This window comes from Streptomyces dengpaensis (assembly GCF_002946835.1).
Classification (GTDB): Bacteria; Actinomycetota; Actinomycetes; order Streptomycetales; family Streptomycetaceae; genus Streptomyces; species Streptomyces dengpaensis.
Genome location: NZ_CP026652.1, coordinates 3,210,105 through 3,227,760, shown reverse-complemented (window position 1 = coordinate 3,227,760; position 17,656 = coordinate 3,210,105). Strand labels below are relative to the sequence as shown.

The following is a 17,656-nucleotide window of genomic DNA, read 5'->3' as shown; positions in this document are numbered from 1 at the left end:
GCCGTGGGTTCAGTCCCCGAACTCCGCGAGGGCGCGCTCCACGATCGCCACCAGGCGGTCGTGGTGCGCGCCCTTCCAGTAGGCGCGCCCGCACTCCTCGCACTGCGCGAAGACGTCGTACGACCGCTGCGTGCCGCCCTCCAGCTGGTCCACGACCTGGTCCTTGGTGGCCTCCTTGAGCAGGCCGTTGCACGCCGTGCAGCGCGTCCAGGGCTTCAGCTCGGGCGCGAACCGGCCGAGTACGTCGCGGAGTTGGTCATCGGGCCGGGTGCTGTAGACGAAGGCGCCCGCCCACAGCTCGCGGCGGCGCAGCAGCCCGCGGTCGCGGCTGAGCATCACGCGCCGCTCGGCCGCCGAGCGCGCGGCGAGGGCCGGGTCGCCGATGTCCGTCGACTCGTACGCCGTGTCGACGCCGAGGAGGCGCAGGCGCCGCGCGAGCGTACCGAGGTGGACGTCGAGGAGGAAGCGGAGCGGGGCGCCGGGGACCCGCTGCGGACGCTCGACCGCGCGGACCTCCACCGATTCGCCGGCCGACGGGACGTGCGAGAACGGCACCTCGCGGCCGTCGACGAGCAGGGCGCCGACCTCCGTCAGCGGGACGCCAAGCGACTCGACGACATGGCCGAGCGAGGAGGAGCCGTCCGTCCCGACGCCCGTGGCACCCTTGCGCCGCCCGTGCGGGACGAACAGGCCCAGTCCGGGGTCGAATCCGACGTGGATCTCCGGTCCGTTCACCGGTTCAGGATGTCATGCGGGGGGTGCCCGCGGCTTCCGGGTTTCCGGGGGTCAGACCGTGCTCCAGGACGGATACGGCGCGGTCGACCACGTCGGTGTAATCCTCCTGGTGGCCGCCCTCGGCCCAGTACAGGGAGGTCTCCATCAGGCCGCCCATCAGCGACATCGCGAACACCCGCACCTCGAGGCTCTGCGGATCCCGGCCGGTGCGCTCCCCGATGGCCCGGCACAGCAGGCGCCCGGTGACCGACATGCTCTCCATCATCCGGGAGCGCACCGCGGGGACCTCGACCATCAGCCGCGTCCGCAGCCGGGTCACCTCGGGCTCCTCGGCGAGACCCAGGCCGATGGCCTTGGTCACCACGTACCGCAGGGAGTCGAACCACGGCTCGTCAGCGGGCCGCGCCCGCAGCTCTTCCTCCAGTACGGGGTCGTACTCGTCCGTGAGGACGATGTCCTCCTTGGCCGGGAAGTAGCGGAACACCGTGGACGGGGAGACCTCGGCGGCCTCCGCGATCCGCTCGATCGTCGCCGCCTCGTACCCCTGCTCCTGGATCAGCCGGTACGTCGCGTCGCGGATCGCGATCCGGGTCTTCATCTTCTTCCGCTCCCGCAGCCCCGGCGGGGATCCGGGAGCGGCGGAGGCGCGGTGTGCGGTCATGAAATGAGAGTAACTCTCAGAAGATGGTGACTGTCATGGTGGCCGGAAAGATCAGCCGTGCTGGTAGGCGACCAGCGAGATTCCGACGTAGTGCACGACGAACGCCGCGAGGGTGAAGGAGTGGAAGACCTCGTGGAAGCCGAACCAACGCGGTGACGGGTTGGGGCGCTTGATCCCGTAGATCACGCCGCCCGCGCTGTAGAGCAGACCGCCGACGATCACCAGCACGAGGACGGCGATCCCGCCCGTGCGCATGAAGTCGGGGAGGAAGAAGACGGCCGCCCAGCCCATCGCGATGTAGCAGGGGGTGTACAGCCAGCGCGGGGCGCCGACCCAGAACACACGGAAGACGATGCCGGCCGCCGCCGCGCCCCAGATGCCCCACAGAAGCCACTGTCCCTTGGCGCCCGGGAGCAGGAGCATCGTCAGCGGGGTGTAGGTGCCCGCGATGATCAGGAAGATGTTCGCGTGGTCGAGTCTGCGCAGGACGCCGTCCATCCGCGGGCTCCAGTTGCCGCGGTGGTAGAGCGCGCTCACTCCGAACAGGAGGCAGGCCGTCAGCACGTAGATCCCGCAGGCGATGCGGCCGCGGGGCGAGTCGGCGAGAGCGGTGAGTACCAGGCCGGAGATCAGGACGGCCGGAAACATTCCGAGATGCAGCCAGCCGCGCAGCTTCGGCTTGATCTCGTGCGGACGGGAGCGCGCGACCGGACCGCGGCCGGTGTCCGGCGAGTCCGTGGGCGCGTCGGGGACGGACGCAGTCATGGGGGGCATCGTACCTACGGAACCGTAAGTTACGTATCAGTGTGGAGAAATGACCGGCCAAGAGTGGCCATCATCTCACGGCGCCCATCAGTTCGCTCGGCGACGGAGGGCGGCCCTTTTCGGCCAATGAGACGGTCGCGCGCCGGTGCTCGGTGGTGGCACGGCGGCCGCTCGGTGGCCGTGTGGGCGCCGCGCAAAGAGGCGCTCGGCTGAATCCGGCATGGACGCAAAGGGACGCCCCTACACGTGGCAATGCTCACTCCGCTCAGGTGTGACGCCCTCTGGACATATGCGCACTCTCGTCGGATGATCAAATGAGTGCGGTCGGCACCGGATGAGCGCCAGAGATCGACCACCGTGAAGCATCCGGGTCGCAGCCCCCACGGGGCACAACAACAGAACCCTCACTTAGGAGCAATCGTGGCGCGCGACATCGCGGCTCCCACTACGGCCGTCCCCACCAAGCACCCGGAACTGATCTCGTGGGTGAACGAGATCGCCGAACTGACGCAGCCGGACAGCGTGGTCTGGTGTGACGGATCCGAGGCCGAATACGATCGACTGTCCGAAGAGCTCGTCCGCAAGGGCACCTTCAAGAAGCTCGATCCGATCAAGCGCCCCAACTCGTACTACGCCGCTTCCGACCCGACCGATGTCGCGCGGGTCGAGGACCGGACGTTCATCTGCTCCGAGAAGGAAGAGGACGCGGGCCCGACCAACCACTGGAAGGCCCCCGCCGAGATGCGGGAGATCTTCACCGGTGAGCAGGGCGTCTTCCGCGGCTCGATGAAGGGCCGGACGATGTACGTCGTCCCGTTCTGCATGGGCCCGCTCGGCTCGGACCTCTCCGCGATAGGCGTCGAGATCACCGACTCCGCCTACGTCGCCGTGTCCATGCGCACCATGACCCGTATGGGACAGCCGGTCCTGGACGAGCTCGGCTCCGACGGCTTCTTCGTGCGTGCCGTGCACACGCTCGGAGCGCCGCTGGCCGAGGGCGAGGCGGATGTGCCGTGGCCGTGCAACTCCACGAAGTACATCTCGCACTTCCCCGAGACCCGCGAGATCTGGTCCTACGGCTCCGGCTACGGCGGCAACGCGCTGCTCGGCAAGAAGTGCTACGCCCTGCGCATAGCCTCCGTGATGGCGCGCGACGAGGGCTGGCTCGCCGAGCACATGCTGATCCTCAAGCTCACACCGCCGCAGGGAGAGCCGAAGTACGTTGCCGCCGCCTTCCCGAGCGCCTGCGGCAAGACCAACCTCGCCATGCTGGAGCCGACGATCTCCGGCTGGACCGTCGAGACGATCGGTGACGACATCGCGTGGATGCGGTTCGGCGAGGACGGCCGGCTGTACGCGATCAACCCCGAGGCCGGTTTCTTCGGCGTCGCGCCCGGCACCGGTGAGCACACCAACGCCAACGCGATGAAGACGCTGTGGGGCAACTCCGTCTTCACGAACGTCGCGCTGACCGACGACAACGACATCTGGTGGGAGGGCATGACGGAGGAGACTCCGGCCCACCTGACGGACTGGAAGGGCAACGACTGGACGCCTCGGTCCGAGACCCCGGCCGCCCACCCGAACGCCCGGTTCACCGTCCCCGCCTCGCAGTGCCCGATCATCGCGCCCGAGTGGGAGGACCCCAAGGGCGTGCCGATCTCGGCGATCCTCTTCGGCGGCCGCCGCGCCACCGCGGTCCCGCTGGTGACCGAGTCCTTCGGCTGGAACCACGGCGTCTTCCTCGGCGCGAACGTCGCCTCCGAGAAGACCGCCGCCGCCGAGGGCAAGGTCGGCGAGCTGCGCCGCGACCCCTTCGCCATGCTGCCGTTCTGCGGCTACAACATGGGCGACTACATGGGCCACTGGGTCGACGTCGCCAAGGGCAGGGACCAGGAGAAGCTCCCGAAGATCTACTACGTGAACTGGTTCCGCAAGAACGACGCGGGCAAGTTCGTCTGGCCCGGCTTCGGCGAGAACAGCCGCGTCCTGAAGTGGATCGTGGACCGCCTCGACGGCCAGGCCGAGGGCGTCGAGACCCCGATCGGCGTCCTGCCGACCAGGGAGGCCCTGGACACCGACGGTCTCGAACTGTCCGAGTCCGACCTCGACTTCCTGCTCACGGTCGACAAGGAGGTCTGGCGCGAGGAGGCCGCGCTGGTGCCCGAGCACCTCAACACCTTCGGTGACCACACGCCGAAGGAGCTGTGGGACGAGTACCGGGCGCTGGTGCAGCGCCTGGGCTGACGCCCGCCTTGTAAACTCCGCGGCCGGTCGGACTTGCCCTGACCTGCGATGTCATCACGACCGGCCGCGGTGACGCCGGCGTCTCCAGCCCGTCCGGCGTTTGAGGACGAGGCCGTTCAGGCCGAAGCGGGGGTCTGGGGGCGGCAGCCCCCAGGTATGGGACGGGTAGGGGCGGAGGGGGCGAAAACCCCCGGCGCCATTTCCCGCATCACCTCCGCCCCGGAAGGGAATCCGCGGGACACTCAGGACATGCGCACACCGGTCAGTGACCCCATGAAGATCGGCCCGTACCGCATCGTGGGACGGCTCGGCTCCGGCGGGATGGGATGGGTGTACCTCGGCCGCTCGCCGGCCGGCCGCGAGGTCGCCGTCAAGGTCGTGCGACCCGAGCTCGCGGCGGAGGGCGAGTTCCGGCAGCGCTTCGCGCGCGAGGTCGCGGCCGCGCGGGTGGTGAGCGGCGCGTACACCGCGGCCGTGATCGACGCCGACACCGAGGCCGAACTGCCGTGGCTGGCCACGATGTACGTGCCCGGACCCTCGCTCGCCGAGGCGGTCCGCACGGACGGCCCGCTGCCCGAGCCACAGGTGCGCCGGCTCGGCGCGGGCCTGGTCGAGGCACTCCAGGCCATCCACGCCGCCCGCGTGGTGCACCGGGATCTGAAACCGGCGAACGTGCTGCTCGCGTCCGACGGGCCCCGTGTCATCGACTTCGGGATCTCCCGCGTCGACGGCGCACCCGGGCTCACCCAGGCCGGCATCGTGGTCGGCACCCCGCCGTTCATGTCGCCGGAACAGATCAAGGGAGCCCCCGTGGGCCCGCCGAGCGACGTCTTCTCCCTCGGCGGAGTGCTGGTGTACGCCCTGACGGGCCGCCCGCCGCACGGCAGCGGGGAGGCGGTGCGCTACCGGGTCGTCCTCGCCGAGCCTGAACTCGGCGACGTACCAAGGGGAATGCGGGATCTGATCGCGCACTGTCTGGCCAAGCGGCCCGAGGACCGGCCCCAACTGGGGGAACTGCTCGCCGAGTTGCTGGAGCAGACACCCAAGACGCCCTCGGAGCTGTGGCCACCGCCCGCCGTGGCCCACAGCATCAAGGTGCGCACCCGCGACCTGGCGAACCGCCGCAAGGATGGCCCCAGCGTGTCCGTCCCCTCCTGCCTCCTGCTGCACGCCCAGGCGCTGCTGGACGCCGGGCTGACCGACGCGATGGTCGCCGAGGCGGTGGGCCGTGGCGACGCCTGATTCCCTTGCCGGGCGGGGGCACGACATCCTCGAAATAGGCACGCACTGGCAGCAGTTGGTGCGGAACTGGGTGGCCCGGCGGAATTACCACACCACGACCGACACCGTTTCCGTGTCCATGCAATTCGATCTCAAGGAAACGGGACGGGTGGTCACGGTGAGATTCATGACCACCAAACGGCTCCTTGTCGCCTTTGCGACCGACGGCCATTACCTGCGCCAGGATCAACTGGCCGTCGCCGCGGCGGCGTCGAACGCGTGGAATACCGAACAGCTGAATCCCATGCTGTCCGTGTGGGACGTACGGGGGCCCCGGCCCTGTCTCGCCGGGGTCTGCGATCTCCCGCTGACCTGCCGGATGACGCAAGCGGATTTCGATGCTTTGGCCAGTGATTGGGTGGAACGGGCGCGGCAGATGTTCACCCGCTGCCATCAGGTTTTCAAGTTGTAGAAGTGAAAGCCGTCGTGTGCCCCAACCCCTTCCGGGCGCACGCCGGTTGCCGCCACTATGGGCGAGTGCCTTTCAAGGCCACGGGGGTGTGGTTTCAGGCCACGGGGGTTGCCCATGCGGCGTTCGCTGTACTTCACCGTGCTTTTCGGAATGCTGGTCGCGCTGGCGCCCGCGGGGGCGGCGGCTTCGGCCGGCGCGACGTGCGACCGGGACTTCGCGGCCCGGCTGCGGTGCTGGTCCGACGGGATCGACAAGGGCACCGTCCTGGTGACCCTGGACGACGAGGTGCGGTTCGACGGCAGGGCGCCGGACCGCAGGGCCATCGAGAAGACGCTGTGGGACAACCGCAAGCACCTCGTGGTCGAGGTTCCGGCCCGGCGCCACACGGGCCCGGGCGGAACAGCGCTGCTCCTGCTGGCGAACACCGGTTGGGTGGCGCCCGACGCCACGATCGATCCGCTGCCGAAAGGCGCCCTGCCGGAGCTGAGGACCGCCGGTGCCTGTCAGGACAAGAACGTCACCGACCTGTGCACACGGCTCACCAAAGGCCCGCTGACCGGCAACGCCCTGACCCGGGCCGCCCCGGACCTCTACAGCCCCTTGAAGGCCTACTCCGTCGCCGCCCCCGCCGGGCCGGCCACCGACTCGCCGTCCGCCGCCGGAACCCCCACCGCGAAGGCCGACGACCCGAAGACGGGCACCTCGGACCTCGACACCCCCACAAAGATCCTCGCCGCCCTCTGCGTCCTGCTCTTCCTCCTGCTCGCCCTCCTCCTGTTCCTCATCCGCCGCTCCTCCCAGGCGGTGGGCACCCTGTCCCGCCGCGCCCTCGCCGCACCGGGCGTCGGCACCGTGCCCGCCTCCACCGCGCACACCCGTACGTCCGACGAGACCACCACCCGCCTTCCCGACGAGACCACCACCCGCCTCAGGGTCACGCCGACGCCCCGGTACGGACGTCGGGTCGGGAACGTACCGGGCCCCGCCAGGTCCGCCGTCGTACGCACCGAACTGCACCCGCAGGGCTATGTCGAGATCGACCACGTGCTGTACCGGGCGGTGTGGGCGGAGCCCGGACGGCCGCCGCCCGCCCCCGGCCACCTCGTCGACGTCGCCGACGCGCGGGAGCGGGACTCCGACGTCCTGTACGCGTTCCCGCCGGCCACCGGACGCCACGTCAAAGGCGCCCGGACCTGAGCGCTCAGCCCTGAGAGCAGGAGAGACAGACATGCACAGCGAATACCCGCCCACGCTGCCGGCGGAATACGCCGACATCGAGTTCGAGAACAACGCCCAGCGCCTGCCGCTCGTGCTGTGCCTCGACACCTCCAGCTCCATGGCGGGACAGCCCATCCAGACACTCAACAACGCGCTCATGGAGTGGACCCGGGAGCTGCACGACGACGTCAGTCTCAGCTACAGCGTCGAGGTCGCCGTGGTCACCTTCGGGGGCCAGGGCGTCGCCGCCTGGCGCGGTCCCCAACTTCTCGCCCCGCGCGCCCCGGTGAGCCCCTTCGTGCCCGCGCACACGTTCCGGCCACCGCAGCTCACCGCCGCCGGGGTGACCCTGATGACGGAGGCGCTGGAGCTGTCGATGCACATCGTCGCGGCCCGCAAGGCCGAGCTGCGCGCCTCCGGACTCCAGTACTACCGGCCGCAGATCTGCCTGGTCACCGACGGGCTGCCGACCGACGGCACGGGCCATCTCACCGACTCCTGGCACCGGTTGATCCCGGTCCTCGCCGACGAGCAGCGCGCCCGCCGCTTCCGGCTGTACGCGATAGGGGTCGGCGGCATCACCGACATGGGCGAGCAGGTGCTCCAGGCGTTCGCGCCGAAGTTCAACGCGCGGTTGCAGGGCTTCCCCTTCCGCGAGCTGCTCCAGATGATGTCGGCCAGCGCGAACGCCGAGCAGAAGGGTGCGGGCGACGAGGTCTTCGAGAAGATCTTCAGCCAGTTCAAGACGCAGCGCCCGGCCTGGGAATCGTGACCGATGAACTCAGGGGAGCGCGAGTCGCCGTGGCGGATCCACGGCATGAGCGTCGAGGGCTACCGTCACCGCCGCCAGCAACTGCCGTGCCAGGACGCCTGCGCGTACACCGCGTCGGCGTCCGTGGCCGTCCTCGCGGTCGCGGACGGCGCGGGCAGCAGGCCGCGCTCGGAGGAAGGGTCGCGGCTCGCGGTGGAGCTGGCCGCCGAGCACTTCGGGCGCCGGGCGGCCGCGGCGGCGGACTGCCGGCCCGGCGAGAGTGTGCATGAGCTGCTCGAAGACGCCTTCCACGACGTCAGCAAGATGTTCCTGGACACCACCGGCGCCGACGCCGCGGACTTCGCGACCACCCTCACCGTCGTGGTGCTCGCGCCCGGCTGGCTTGGCCATCTCACCGTGGGCGACGGCTTCGTCGTACTGCGCGCCGGTACGGAGGACGGCGAGCGGCAGTTCCATCTGCTGCCGCAGGCGATGGCGGCCAGCGAGTACAGCAACGAGACGGTCTTCCTCACCTCGCCGGACGCGGTCCGCTGGGTGCACACCGACTGCGTGTCCGACGACGGGATCGACGGGGTGCTGCTGTCCACCGACGGACTCGTGCAGGCCGCGCTCAACCGCGCCGGCGGCGGCGCGCTGTCCCCGAACACCTCCTTCGTCGACGCCGTGTTCCGCTCCCTCGACACCGTGACCGACAACAGCCACGAGGGGCTCGCGACCCTGCTGAGGTCGGACCGGCTCACCGCCCTGAACGCCGACGACAAGACCCTGCTGCGGGCCGTGCTCAAGGCGCGGCCATGAGCGGCCTCACGGTGTTCCTGGACGGGAAGCAGGTCACCCTCGCGGAGCTGCCGCTCAAGGGCGGCGGCCAGGCGGCCGTCTTCCCGGTCGTCGGCGACGACGGGATCGTCGTCAAGCTCTACCGCGAACCGCCGGGCCTGGACCAGGAGCGCCGGCTGATGCGGATGCTGATCATGTCCCCGCTCGCCGCCCGCCCCACCGACCTGTCCCAGCCGCCCGAACTGGCCTGGCCCACCGCCCTGGCCCGCGGCCCCCAGGGCGAGTTCCTCGGCTACGCCATGCGCCGCTTCGGCGAGCCCCAGCACGTCCAGCTGATCGGCCTGTTCACCCGAGCCCAGCGGCTCAAGCTCTTCCCCGAACGGGCCGACTGGCGCTTTCTGCTCGGCGTCGCCTGGAACCTCGCCTTCATGACCGCCCGCATGCACTACGACAACCTCGTCATCGGCGACTTCTCCAGCAGCAACGTGGTGGTCGACGCCAACGGCTTCGTCACCTTCCTCGACTGCGACTCCATCGCCTTCAACGATCCGGTGACCGGGGAACTCTTCCCCTGTCTGATGCACACCACCGACTATTCGTCCCCCGAGCGCCAGGCCGGCGGCCCCGCCACCCGCGCCACCGACGACTTCGCCCTCGCGGTCCTCGTCTACCAGCTGCTGACCGCGGGCAACCACCCCTTCGGCGGCGTCCCGCACGACAGCGCCTCCGAGTCGACCGTCAAGGACAACATCGCCGCCAGCTGTTCCTACGTCGTACGCCCCGAGCTGGTCGTCATCCCGCGCGGCACCATCGACCCCTCCGTGCTGCCCCCCGAACTCCTCACCCTGGCCCGCGCCGCCTTCGGCCCCGGCGTGCACGCCCCCGCGGCGCGCCCCCCGGCGGAGGCCTGGCTGCGCGCCCTGGACAAGGAGCGCTCCCTGGTACGGGTCTGCCAGAACCGGCCGCTGCACACATACGGCTCCCATCTGACGTCCTGCCCGTGGTGCACGCGGGCAGCGGTGACGGGGCACGACGTGTTCAACGGGCCGGTGCCGGTTCCGGTGCCGGACGCTCCGCAGCAGGAGCCGACGGGCGGGGCGTGGGCCACGGCGCTGAAGGTCGCCCTGCTGATCGCGGTGGTGGTGATCCTGATCGTCATCGCCACGCGAGCGGGATGAGCCGTTACTACCAGCGCCCCCGGTCTTCCAGATAGCGCGTGTGCGACTCCTGCCGCCGCGCCTCCGTCTCCCGTAGCGAGGCCGCCAGCCGGTCCGACTCCTCGTACAACAGGGTGAGTTGGCGCTCCAGATGGCGCTCCGGCGGTTCGGTGCCTGGGGCCAGCCGGGTCCACCACCGAGTCCTTACGAAGGTGTCGACGGCCTCGGGGATGTCCTGCCGTACGGCACGGGACAGCGTATGCACGCCCTCCGGGTCCTGGGCGAGGACCTCGGCGACCCAACCGGGGTCCAGCAGCGCGGCCAGGAGTTCCGTCAGTTCGGTGAGCCGACCGGCCGCGGCGGGTGGCAGCTCGACCCCGCCCAGATACTCCCGCAGCTTGCCGAAGTCGAGCCGCAATGCGTCGAGTTGGGCCGACGGGTCCGGGAAGTCCGGGAGCGGGGGGCGCTCCGGCGGGGCGATCAGGGCGCCCGCGCCGTACAGGCCGGCGACGACGACGGGCCAGTACGGGCCGGCGACCCCGGTGAAGGTCAGCGCCAGGCCGACGAGCCCGCAGCCGCTGCCGGTGAGGTTCTTGCGGGACTCCAGATAGCCCAGGAACTTATTGGTAGCCACGGATCTCCTCGAAGGCGCCGTCGAGCGAGCCCTTCTGGGCGTCGAAGAGGCGGCCGCCGGTCAGGTCGGCGATGTGCTGGAGCTCGCCGCGGTCGGAGTCGCCGAACAGGATCGGGAAGACCGGGATCTCCCGCTGTCCGCCCGGCAGCCCGGAATAGAAGTCGTCGAAGTGTCCGGGGCTCGCGCCCGTGGTGTTCTCGCCGTCCGTCATCAGCACGATCGACGTGAACGTGTCGTCGTCGGTGCCCAGATGCTCGTACGCCTTCTCCAGCGACGTGTAGATCGCGGTGTCGCCCTCGGCGCTGAGCGCGCGGGTGTCCTTGCGGATCCCGTCGAGCCCGGCCTTCGGGTCCTCGGGTCGCATCACATGCGTGCGGACGCTCTTGACCTTCGACCCGAACGGCATCAGCGTCACCTCCTCGCGGTCGCGGAAGTCGCCCGTCAGATCGGTGAGCGCCTTCTTCAGCCGGGCGAGCCGGTCGCCGCCCATCGAGCCCGAGGTATCGAGAACGTATACGGTCCTGGACGGCCGGCGGAGCTTGTTCTCGTACGAGTCGAGGAGCCGGTCGGCGACGGATCGGCTGCCGGGGAAGGGGAGTTCGCGACGCCTTCCGCTGTCCAGGCCCGCCGCCGGAGGCACGGAGGCGACGACCGGACGGCGATGCGTGTCACGGGTGATCTCGCCCTGCACCTTCGGCGTCCGCAGGGCCTCGGCGAGGCGGCGGACGGTCTCGCGGGTCTCCTTGCTGGACGCGGCCAGGGAGGAGACCGGGTAGTCGGCGGTCACCACTCCGTCGCGCGGCCGGATGACCGTCAGGCCCTTCATGCCCTTGAGGACCGACTCGTAGTTGAGCAGCGCGTCCACCGTGCCGCGACGCTCGTACGCCGTCGCCAGCCAACCCGAGGAACCCGACGTCAGCTTCTGACCCTTGAAGAACTCCCGCAGTTTCGGCGTGGCCTTGTCCACGTCCGCGTCCGTGAGCGCTGACTGGGCGCCGGAGAGGCCCGAGGCGACCGAAATCAACGTGGAAAAACCCGAGTTGGAGCGGGCGGGGTCGGTCATGCCGTACGTCAGCTTCCCGTCCGCCACCGCCTTCTCCACCTGGGACCAGGTGACGTCGTCCGGCTTCCAGCCGAGTGCGTTCACGGTCGCCGGCTTGACGCCGATGGCCACGGGGCTCGACATGACCGGGGTCTCCGAGACGACCTTCTTCGCCGCGTCCGGGCGAAGGTGCAGGTAGTCGTTGGAGGACAGCCAGAGGGCGTCGTACGCGCTGTCCGCCTTGCCCTGCGCGAGCAGGTCCACGGCGGCGAGGGTGCCGATGTAGGTGGGCTTGACCGTGATGCCGGTGTCCTGCTGGATCCGGTCGAGGATCGGCTTCATGTCGCTGAGCTCGCTGGAGGCGAGGACGCGGAGGGTGCCGGGTTCGGGGGCCGCGTTGCCCTCGGACTTCTTCTCTTCCTGTGCCGTGCAGGCCGTGACGGCGAGCAGCGCCACGACGGCGCACGCCGTACGTCGTCTCATGCGAGCCCGCCTTCCAGCGCACTCTGCGAGCGGCTGCGCTCCAAGTAGGCGCTCGCATGCTGGAGTTCCGAGGTCAGGGACTCCACCGTCGTCGCCATCGCCTCGGTCGCCTGGACCTTGTACGTGTCGATCGCGTCGAGGGTGCGGTAGATCTGCTGGAAGGCGGTGCGGAGGGTTTCCGCGCCGACGGCCGGGTCGGCGGCGATGCGCTGGATCTCGCCGCTCTGGGTGGCGAGCATCTCGGCGTTGCCGCGGATGAGGTCCTCCGTGGTGCCGCGCAGGGCGTTGACCTGGTCGACGACCTTGCGCTGGTTCTCGAGGGCGGAGGCCAGCATCACGGAGATACGCAGGGCCGAGACGGTGGTGGTGGCCGCGCGGTCGACGCCCTTGATGAGCTCGTCGTTGTTGCGCCTGACCACGTCCATGGCCAGGTAGCCCTGGGCGCAGACGGCGAGCTGGGTGAGCAGGTCCTGGTGCTTCTGGCGGACGGGGAAGAGGACGTCGGAGCGGAGGGTGTCGGCCTGCGTCGGGTCCTGGGTCTCCACGCCGGCGATGTGCTCCTCGACCGCCGTGTCGAGGGCCTGGGTCAGGACGACGTACTCCTGGAGCTTGCCCATCGTCTCCCAGAGCCGGACGCGCTCGGTCTGCAGCGCCGCGTTGTCGCGGCGCAGTTCATCCTGGCCGCCGCGCAGGGAGCCCACGATCTTGTTCAACGTGCCCTGCGCGGAGGCGTACTTGGCGACGTGGTCGCGCAGTTTGTTGCCGCCCGGGAGCCGGGACAGGAACTTCCTGCCCTTGCTCGCGGGCAGGTCACGCGGGTCCAGGTCCTCGACCACGCGACGGAGTTCGACGAGCGAGCCCGCGACATGCGACTGGGCGTCCTCGCCCTTGCCCGGCAGGCTGCGCAGGGTGCGCTCCAGCATCCGGTTGGACTGCGCGGCGGCGCCCCGCATCTCGCCGGCGCCCAGGCCCGCGATCTCACCGACCTTGCCGGCGAATTCGGGCGAGCGGGCGTCGAGGGCGGCGAGCCCGCCGACGTACTCGGCGGCGCGCCGCGCCATCTCGTCCCGCACGGACGGGTCGACGGGGACGAGCCCGCCGGCCTTCTCACGGGGCACGGGCGCGACGGCCTCGGGCGGTGTGAGGGTCAACTCGTTCTGTTCGGTCGTCATGTGTCGCTTCCCCCTAGTTCCCGGCCCGGCGCGCCATCTCGTGCAGCACCTTGGAGGCGGGCACGGGCGCCTGCCGGACGCCGGTCAGCTTCTGGTTGAGATACGCGGTGTGGCTCGCGGTCGCCGCCGTGAACTCGGCGGTCGCGCCCTGCGGCCGGAAACCGTGCCGGACGGCGAGCTCGCGCAACGTCGGGTCGCTGCTGAGGAGTTCACCGAGCGAACGGCCCTGCGGCGTGAGCGGTACGACGGTGTGGTCGCTGTTCGCCGTGGTGTCCGGGTAGAGGACGGTGAGGTCGCCGACGTCCTGGCCCTCGGCGAGCAGTGCGGCGACCTGCGACTCGTACACGAGGACGAGCGGGTTGCCCGCGCCGCTGATGAAGTCCCTGAACGCCGCGTCCGTGCTGGACTGTTGGGCGCCCTGTACGCTGATCAGCTTGTGCATCAGGGGCGCGGTGCGCTCGACGGCGGCGGTGTCGGCGGCCACGCGTCCGCCGTCGGCGACGTACGAGGCGGCGGCGAGGTAGAGGGCGCCGGAGTTGGAGGTGTCGGGGTCGGTGGTGGTGATGTAGAGCGTGCCGCTCAACTCCCCGTGCGCCTTGGCCCCCTTGAGCTGCTGCCACGTCCGGTCGTGCTCGGCCGCATCGAGGTAGGCGGCCATCTTGAGGGTGCCGGTGTTCTTGTCGAGGGCGGCGAGTCCGTTGGCGGCGAGTACTTGGGCCGCGCTGCGATGGGCCACCACGACAAGGGGCGAGTAGAAGGGCCGGGGGAGGGGCTGCCGCACGTGGTACTTGTCGGCGAGCTCGTCGGCCGGCGCCTGGCTGGACGGGAAGGCGAAGTCGTACCCCTTGAGGTCGAGCCCTTCCATGGCCCAGGACCCGGAGGTCTCCGTCTTCACGGTGTAGCCCTTGGCAGCGAGGGCCTTCACCACGTCGGGATCGGCGAAGAACTCCGCCTTCTCCGAACCGATCACTCCCTGCACGGTCTTCGTTGCCGTGCCCTTGTCCTGATCATTGCGGCCCGCGACGACGGCTGCTACCACTCCGCCGATCAGCAGTACCGCCAGGACGATCCCTGCGATACGTCTCACGCCTGGAGAGTGCACCTCGGAACCCAACGTTCCCCGTCTCGGGGGGTGAACACGGGGTGACCACCGGGTCCCGGTACGCAACCGGAACCGGGGGTGCCGCTACGTGGGGCGGCGAGGAGGCCGCGCTGGTCGGACGCGTCGCTCTACGGCCCTCTGAACACCCAAAGCCGCAGCAACAGGAAGCGAAGTGCGGTCGCGGCGACATTGGCCACGATCAGTGCGCCGACCTCCACGTGCGGCGCGTCCGGCAGGGCCCGGTGCACCACGGCGAGGGCGCCGCTGCTGAGCGCGAGCCCGGCGAAGAAGGCCACCAGCCCCTGGAGTTGATGCCGGGCAGCTCCGTCCACGCCGTGCACCCGGAAGGTGAATCGGCGGTTGGCGGCGGTGTTCGCCACAGCGGTGGCCAACAGCGAGACCAGGTTGGCGGGCTGGGCGTCGAGCGCCGGCCGGAGCGCCGTGTACAGGCCCAGATAGGCGGCGGTGGACAGCACACCGATGATCGCGAACACCGGCAGCTGCCGGGCGACCCCGGCCTCGGTCACGGCGGCGGGGGCGGGCTCGGTGAAGTTCGGCATCGATTACGGCACCCGAGGTTCGAGAGCGTGTGTCTGTACACACTGAAACAGCCCCAGACAGTACCGTATGCGAGCAAATCGTGCGCTTTGTTGCGCCGACCCGCTCGAGAATGGGCTGGCATCTCCGAATGATTGATGTGCTCCACGACCCGACCGACCGGATCGAGTATGCGGTTGAGTTGTCGGTCGTGATCCCGATGTTCAACGAGGAAGAGGCGTTGCCGGCGCTGGTGGGGCGGCTACGGCCAGTGCTGGACGGCACGGGCGAGCCGTACGAGGTCGTCGCGGTGGACGACGGCTCCACGGACAGGACGGCCGAGCTACTGCTGGAGCTGCGGGCCACCTGGCCCCAACTGCGGATGGTACGACTGCGCCGCAACAGTGGACACCAGGCAGCGCTGACCGCCGGCCTGCACCACGCCCGCGGTCGCTACGCCGCGAGCCTCGACGCCGATCTCCAGGACCCCCCGGAGAAGATCCCTGAGATGCTCGTCCTGGCCCGCTCCCGGCGCCTGGACATCGTCTACGGAGTACGCGCCAACCGATCCACCGACACCGGTTTCAAGCGCCGCACCGCCGGGGCCTACTACTGGCTCATGCGTCGCTTGGTCGGCAACCACGTCCCCGCCCAGGCCGGCGACTTCCGCCTTCTGTCGCGCAACGCCCTCGACGCCCTGAAGGCCCTGCCCGACCAGCCGCAGGTGTACCGGCTCCTGGTGCCCTGGTTCGGCTTCCCCAGCGGAGAGGTCACCTACCACCGTGACGAACGCGTCGCCGGTCAGACCAAGTACCCCCTGCGCAAGATGATCCTGCTGGCGGTCGACAGCATCATCAGCTTCTCCGTCGCCCCGCTGCGCCTGGCCACCTGGCTCGGCACCCTCGCCTTCTTCGTCTGCCTCGGCACGCTCGTGTACACGCTGGCCGTGTACGCGGCGGGCGACACCACCCCCGGCTGGGCTTCCCTGATCATCGCCGTTCTCTTCATCGGCGCCGTCCAGCTCATCTGCCTGGGCGTGCTCGGCGAGTACATTGGCCGCATCTACACCGTCGTCCAGCAACGCCCGACCTACTACGTCGCCGAAGACACCGGCACGGCGACCGCCCCCGCGATGGGCGTCGCCTGGCCGGGCCCACGACGCGGCCAGGGAAGCCGACAGGATTCCGTCGGCGGCTAGGCCGTCCCGCAAAGGCTCGGTCCCACTGCCGACGGCCCGGCGCGCCGACGTCGGCGCGCCGGGCCGTCGGCAGTGGGGGAACTCCCGCTACCGGGCTACGTCCGGGCCGGCTCGGACGTGGTCCTGCCGGCGACCGGCTGGCCGGGCATGCTCGGTGCTTCGGGTCCGTGGCGGAACTCGTGGACCGTCGTCCGGAGCACGGCCATCAGCGCCAGCAGCATCAGCACACCGTGCGCAGGCATCGACAGATACGGAGCCACGCGCGGGGCAACGCACACCAGGTAACTGCCGAACGAGGCGAGCTGCACCAGCACCGGCACGTACCAAAGCTGCCGGGGCCGCAGGAACGCGGCCATCACGGTGAACACGTCTGCGACGTAGAAGTACCGCTCGTGCATCGAGGGCAGCAGGAACGGCACCACGATCGCGGAGCAGGTGGCCAGCAACACGATCCGGGTGTCCGTGAGTGCCGGCACGCGAAGGCCGGAGTCCGGCACGCCGCGTCGGCCGCGCCGCAGGGACCAGACCGCCAGCCCCATCAGGAGCGACACCAGCACCCCCGCGACCAGAACGCCCGCGCTGCGCACGGGGTTGGGGTCACCTGGCACCGACACGAACTGGTAGACGGACGGCGCGTTGACGGTGAGGAAGTGGTACGTGTCCGTCTGCCGGGCGTAGACCGTCAGCAGCCGCCCCGGGTCGGCGCCGATCACGAGGGCCGGGACAGCGAGTGCGAGGTACGCCGCGGGAACGGCGAGCAGGCACCGCCACGGCACCCGTCCCACCAGCACCAGTACGAGCAGGAAGGGGAAGAGGAAAACGGCCTGGAACTTGAACGCCAGCGCGATCCCGAAGAACGTGCACGCCCACCACGGCCGGTGGCGCAGCACGTAGTGGACCCCACCGACCAGGAAGGCCGTGTAGACGGCGTCGCACTGCCCCCACCAACCGCTGTTGGTGACGACAGTGGGCAGGAAGAGTACGACCGCGGCCGCGCCGATGGCCGCCCAGCGGTGCGTGGGCCGCAACAGGGACACCATGCGGAAGGCGTAGTACGCCAGCGCCAGGTCGAACAGCATCGAGACACACTTGATGCCCACCAGCGACGACAGCGGCAGGTAGGTCAGCGCGGCCATCAGATAGAGGTAGGGGACGTTGTAGTCCGAGAAGCTGGGGTCAGCGAGAGCGTGGAACCCGCCGTGGCTCACGATGTGCCAGTACCAGGGCTCGAGAAAGGTGACATAGTCGCCCGACTCGCCGGGCAGCAGAAGCACACGGACCAGGAGGGCTACCGTCACCGTGGTGTATGCGGCCAGCGCCAGCACGGTCGAATCGGCGGTGTGCCGGCGGGGGGCCTCGGCGGCTGTGTCGGGCATTCCGGACTCCGTTCAGGTCGCGCTCGATCGCGCCGTGCGGACGGCGTCCGGGCGCGGCGGCGATCAGTATGTCCGAAACACCCCTTA

17 protein-coding genes are annotated in these 17,656 nt (G+C 70.0%); 8 read left to right on the top strand and 9 right to left on the bottom strand.

Going from position 1 to position 17,656, the window contains the following annotated elements; translation table 11 throughout:
- Positions 1 to 9: 9 nt before the first annotated feature.
- Genes C4B68_RS14665 through trhA form a run of 3 tightly spaced genes read right to left on the bottom strand, consistent with a single transcriptional unit; the run spans position 10 to position 2,161 of the window.
- Positions 10 to 735, bottom strand: coding sequence for a Mut7-C RNAse domain-containing protein (locus tag C4B68_RS14665; protein WP_099499579.1), 726 nt, complete (start codon positions 733 to 735; stop codon positions 10 to 12).
- A 4-nt stretch (positions 736 to 739) separates the two neighbouring features.
- Entirely contained in the window at positions 740 to 1,396 is a 657-nt protein-coding gene (locus C4B68_RS14660; protein WP_099499580.1) for a TetR/AcrR family transcriptional regulator, read from the bottom strand.
- A 51-nt stretch (positions 1,397 to 1,447) separates the two neighbouring features.
- The gene (trhA, locus tag C4B68_RS14655; RefSeq protein ID WP_099499581.1) at positions 1,448 to 2,161 is read right to left on the bottom strand and encodes a PAQR family membrane homeostasis protein TrhA; all 714 of its coding nucleotides are present in this window, start codon (positions 2,159 to 2,161) and stop codon (positions 1,448 to 1,450) included.
- Positions 2,162 to 2,581: 420 nt separating this feature from the next.
- Between trhA and C4B68_RS14650 the strand changes: the two genes are divergently transcribed.
- The 7 genes from C4B68_RS14650 (at position 2,582) to C4B68_RS14620 (ending at position 10,046) form a co-directional block, all read left to right on the top strand.
- Positions 2,582 to 4,408, top strand: a complete 1,827-nt coding sequence (locus tag C4B68_RS14650; RefSeq protein ID WP_099499582.1) for a phosphoenolpyruvate carboxykinase (GTP) — start codon at positions 2,582 to 2,584, stop codon at positions 4,406 to 4,408.
- A gap of 249 nt (positions 4,409 to 4,657) precedes the next feature.
- Positions 4,658 to 5,650 (top strand): serine/threonine-protein kinase, encoded by a 993-nt coding sequence (locus C4B68_RS14645; protein WP_099499583.1) that lies wholly within the window; start codon positions 4,658 to 4,660, stop codon positions 5,648 to 5,650.
- Positions 5,637 to 6,101 carry a hypothetical protein gene (locus tag C4B68_RS14640; protein ID WP_099499584.1) on the top strand — a complete coding sequence of 155 codons (465 nt, stop codon included), beginning with the start codon at positions 5,637 to 5,639 and terminating at the stop codon, positions 6,099 to 6,101. Before C4B68_RS14645 ends, C4B68_RS14640 begins: the two co-directional genes overlap by 14 nt.
- 114 nt (positions 6,102 to 6,215) lie before the next feature.
- Complete coding sequence (locus tag C4B68_RS14635) at positions 6,216 to 7,298, top strand: hypothetical protein (RefSeq protein ID WP_240634351.1); 1,083 nt, start codon at positions 6,216 to 6,218, stop codon at positions 7,296 to 7,298.
- Positions 7,299 to 7,329: 31 nt separating this feature from the next.
- Entirely contained in the window at positions 7,330 to 8,091 is a 762-nt protein-coding gene (locus C4B68_RS14630; protein WP_099499585.1) for a vWA domain-containing protein, read from the top strand.
- A gap of 3 nt (positions 8,092 to 8,094) precedes the next feature.
- Positions 8,095 to 8,889 carry a PP2C family serine/threonine-protein phosphatase gene (locus C4B68_RS14625; protein WP_099499586.1) on the top strand — a complete coding sequence of 265 codons (795 nt, stop codon included), beginning with the start codon at positions 8,095 to 8,097 and terminating at the stop codon, positions 8,887 to 8,889.
- Entirely contained in the window at positions 8,886 to 10,046 is a 1,161-nt protein-coding gene (locus tag C4B68_RS14620) for a hypothetical protein (RefSeq protein ID WP_099499587.1), read from the top strand. Before C4B68_RS14625 ends, C4B68_RS14620 begins: the two co-directional genes overlap by 4 nt.
- Before the next feature lie 7 nt (positions 10,047 to 10,053).
- On the opposite strand, the gene C4B68_RS14615 is transcribed toward C4B68_RS14620, so the two are convergent.
- From C4B68_RS14615 to C4B68_RS14595, 5 genes are all read right to left on the bottom strand, one after another.
- Complete coding sequence (locus C4B68_RS14615; RefSeq protein ID WP_180289173.1) at positions 10,054 to 10,659, bottom strand: hypothetical protein; 606 nt, start codon at positions 10,657 to 10,659, stop codon at positions 10,054 to 10,056.
- On the bottom strand, positions 10,646 to 12,184 hold the full coding sequence (locus tag C4B68_RS14610; protein WP_099499588.1) for a substrate-binding and vWA domain-containing protein: 1,539 nt from the start codon (positions 12,182 to 12,184) through the stop codon (positions 10,646 to 10,648). The genes C4B68_RS14615 and C4B68_RS14610 overlap by 14 nt, the downstream gene beginning before the upstream one ends.
- Complete coding sequence (locus C4B68_RS14605; protein WP_099499589.1) at positions 12,181 to 13,356, bottom strand: toxic anion resistance protein; 1,176 nt, start codon at positions 13,354 to 13,356, stop codon at positions 12,181 to 12,183. The genes C4B68_RS14610 and C4B68_RS14605 overlap by 4 nt, the downstream gene beginning before the upstream one ends.
- A 13-nt stretch (positions 13,357 to 13,369) precedes the next feature.
- Positions 13,370 to 14,443, bottom strand: coding sequence for a substrate-binding domain-containing protein (locus C4B68_RS14600; protein WP_099499590.1), 1,074 nt, complete (start codon positions 14,441 to 14,443; stop codon positions 13,370 to 13,372).
- Positions 14,444 to 14,586: 143 nt separating this feature from the next.
- Positions 14,587 to 15,018 (bottom strand): GtrA family protein, encoded by a 432-nt coding sequence (locus tag C4B68_RS14595; RefSeq protein WP_099499591.1) that lies wholly within the window; start codon positions 15,016 to 15,018, stop codon positions 14,587 to 14,589.
- A 128-nt stretch (positions 15,019 to 15,146) separates the two neighbouring features.
- Between C4B68_RS14595 and C4B68_RS14590 the strand changes: the two genes are divergently transcribed.
- Entirely contained in the window at positions 15,147 to 16,193 is a 1,047-nt protein-coding gene (locus C4B68_RS14590) for a glycosyltransferase family 2 protein (RefSeq protein ID WP_099499592.1), read from the top strand.
- Between the two features lie 95 nt (positions 16,194 to 16,288).
- Here C4B68_RS14590 and C4B68_RS14585 read toward each other — a convergent pair whose 3' ends face one another.
- The gene (locus tag C4B68_RS14585; protein ID WP_099499593.1) at positions 16,289 to 17,569 is read right to left on the bottom strand and encodes a glycosyltransferase 87 family protein; all 1,281 of its coding nucleotides are present in this window, start codon (positions 17,567 to 17,569) and stop codon (positions 16,289 to 16,291) included.
- Positions 17,570 to 17,656 lie beyond the last annotated feature (87 nt).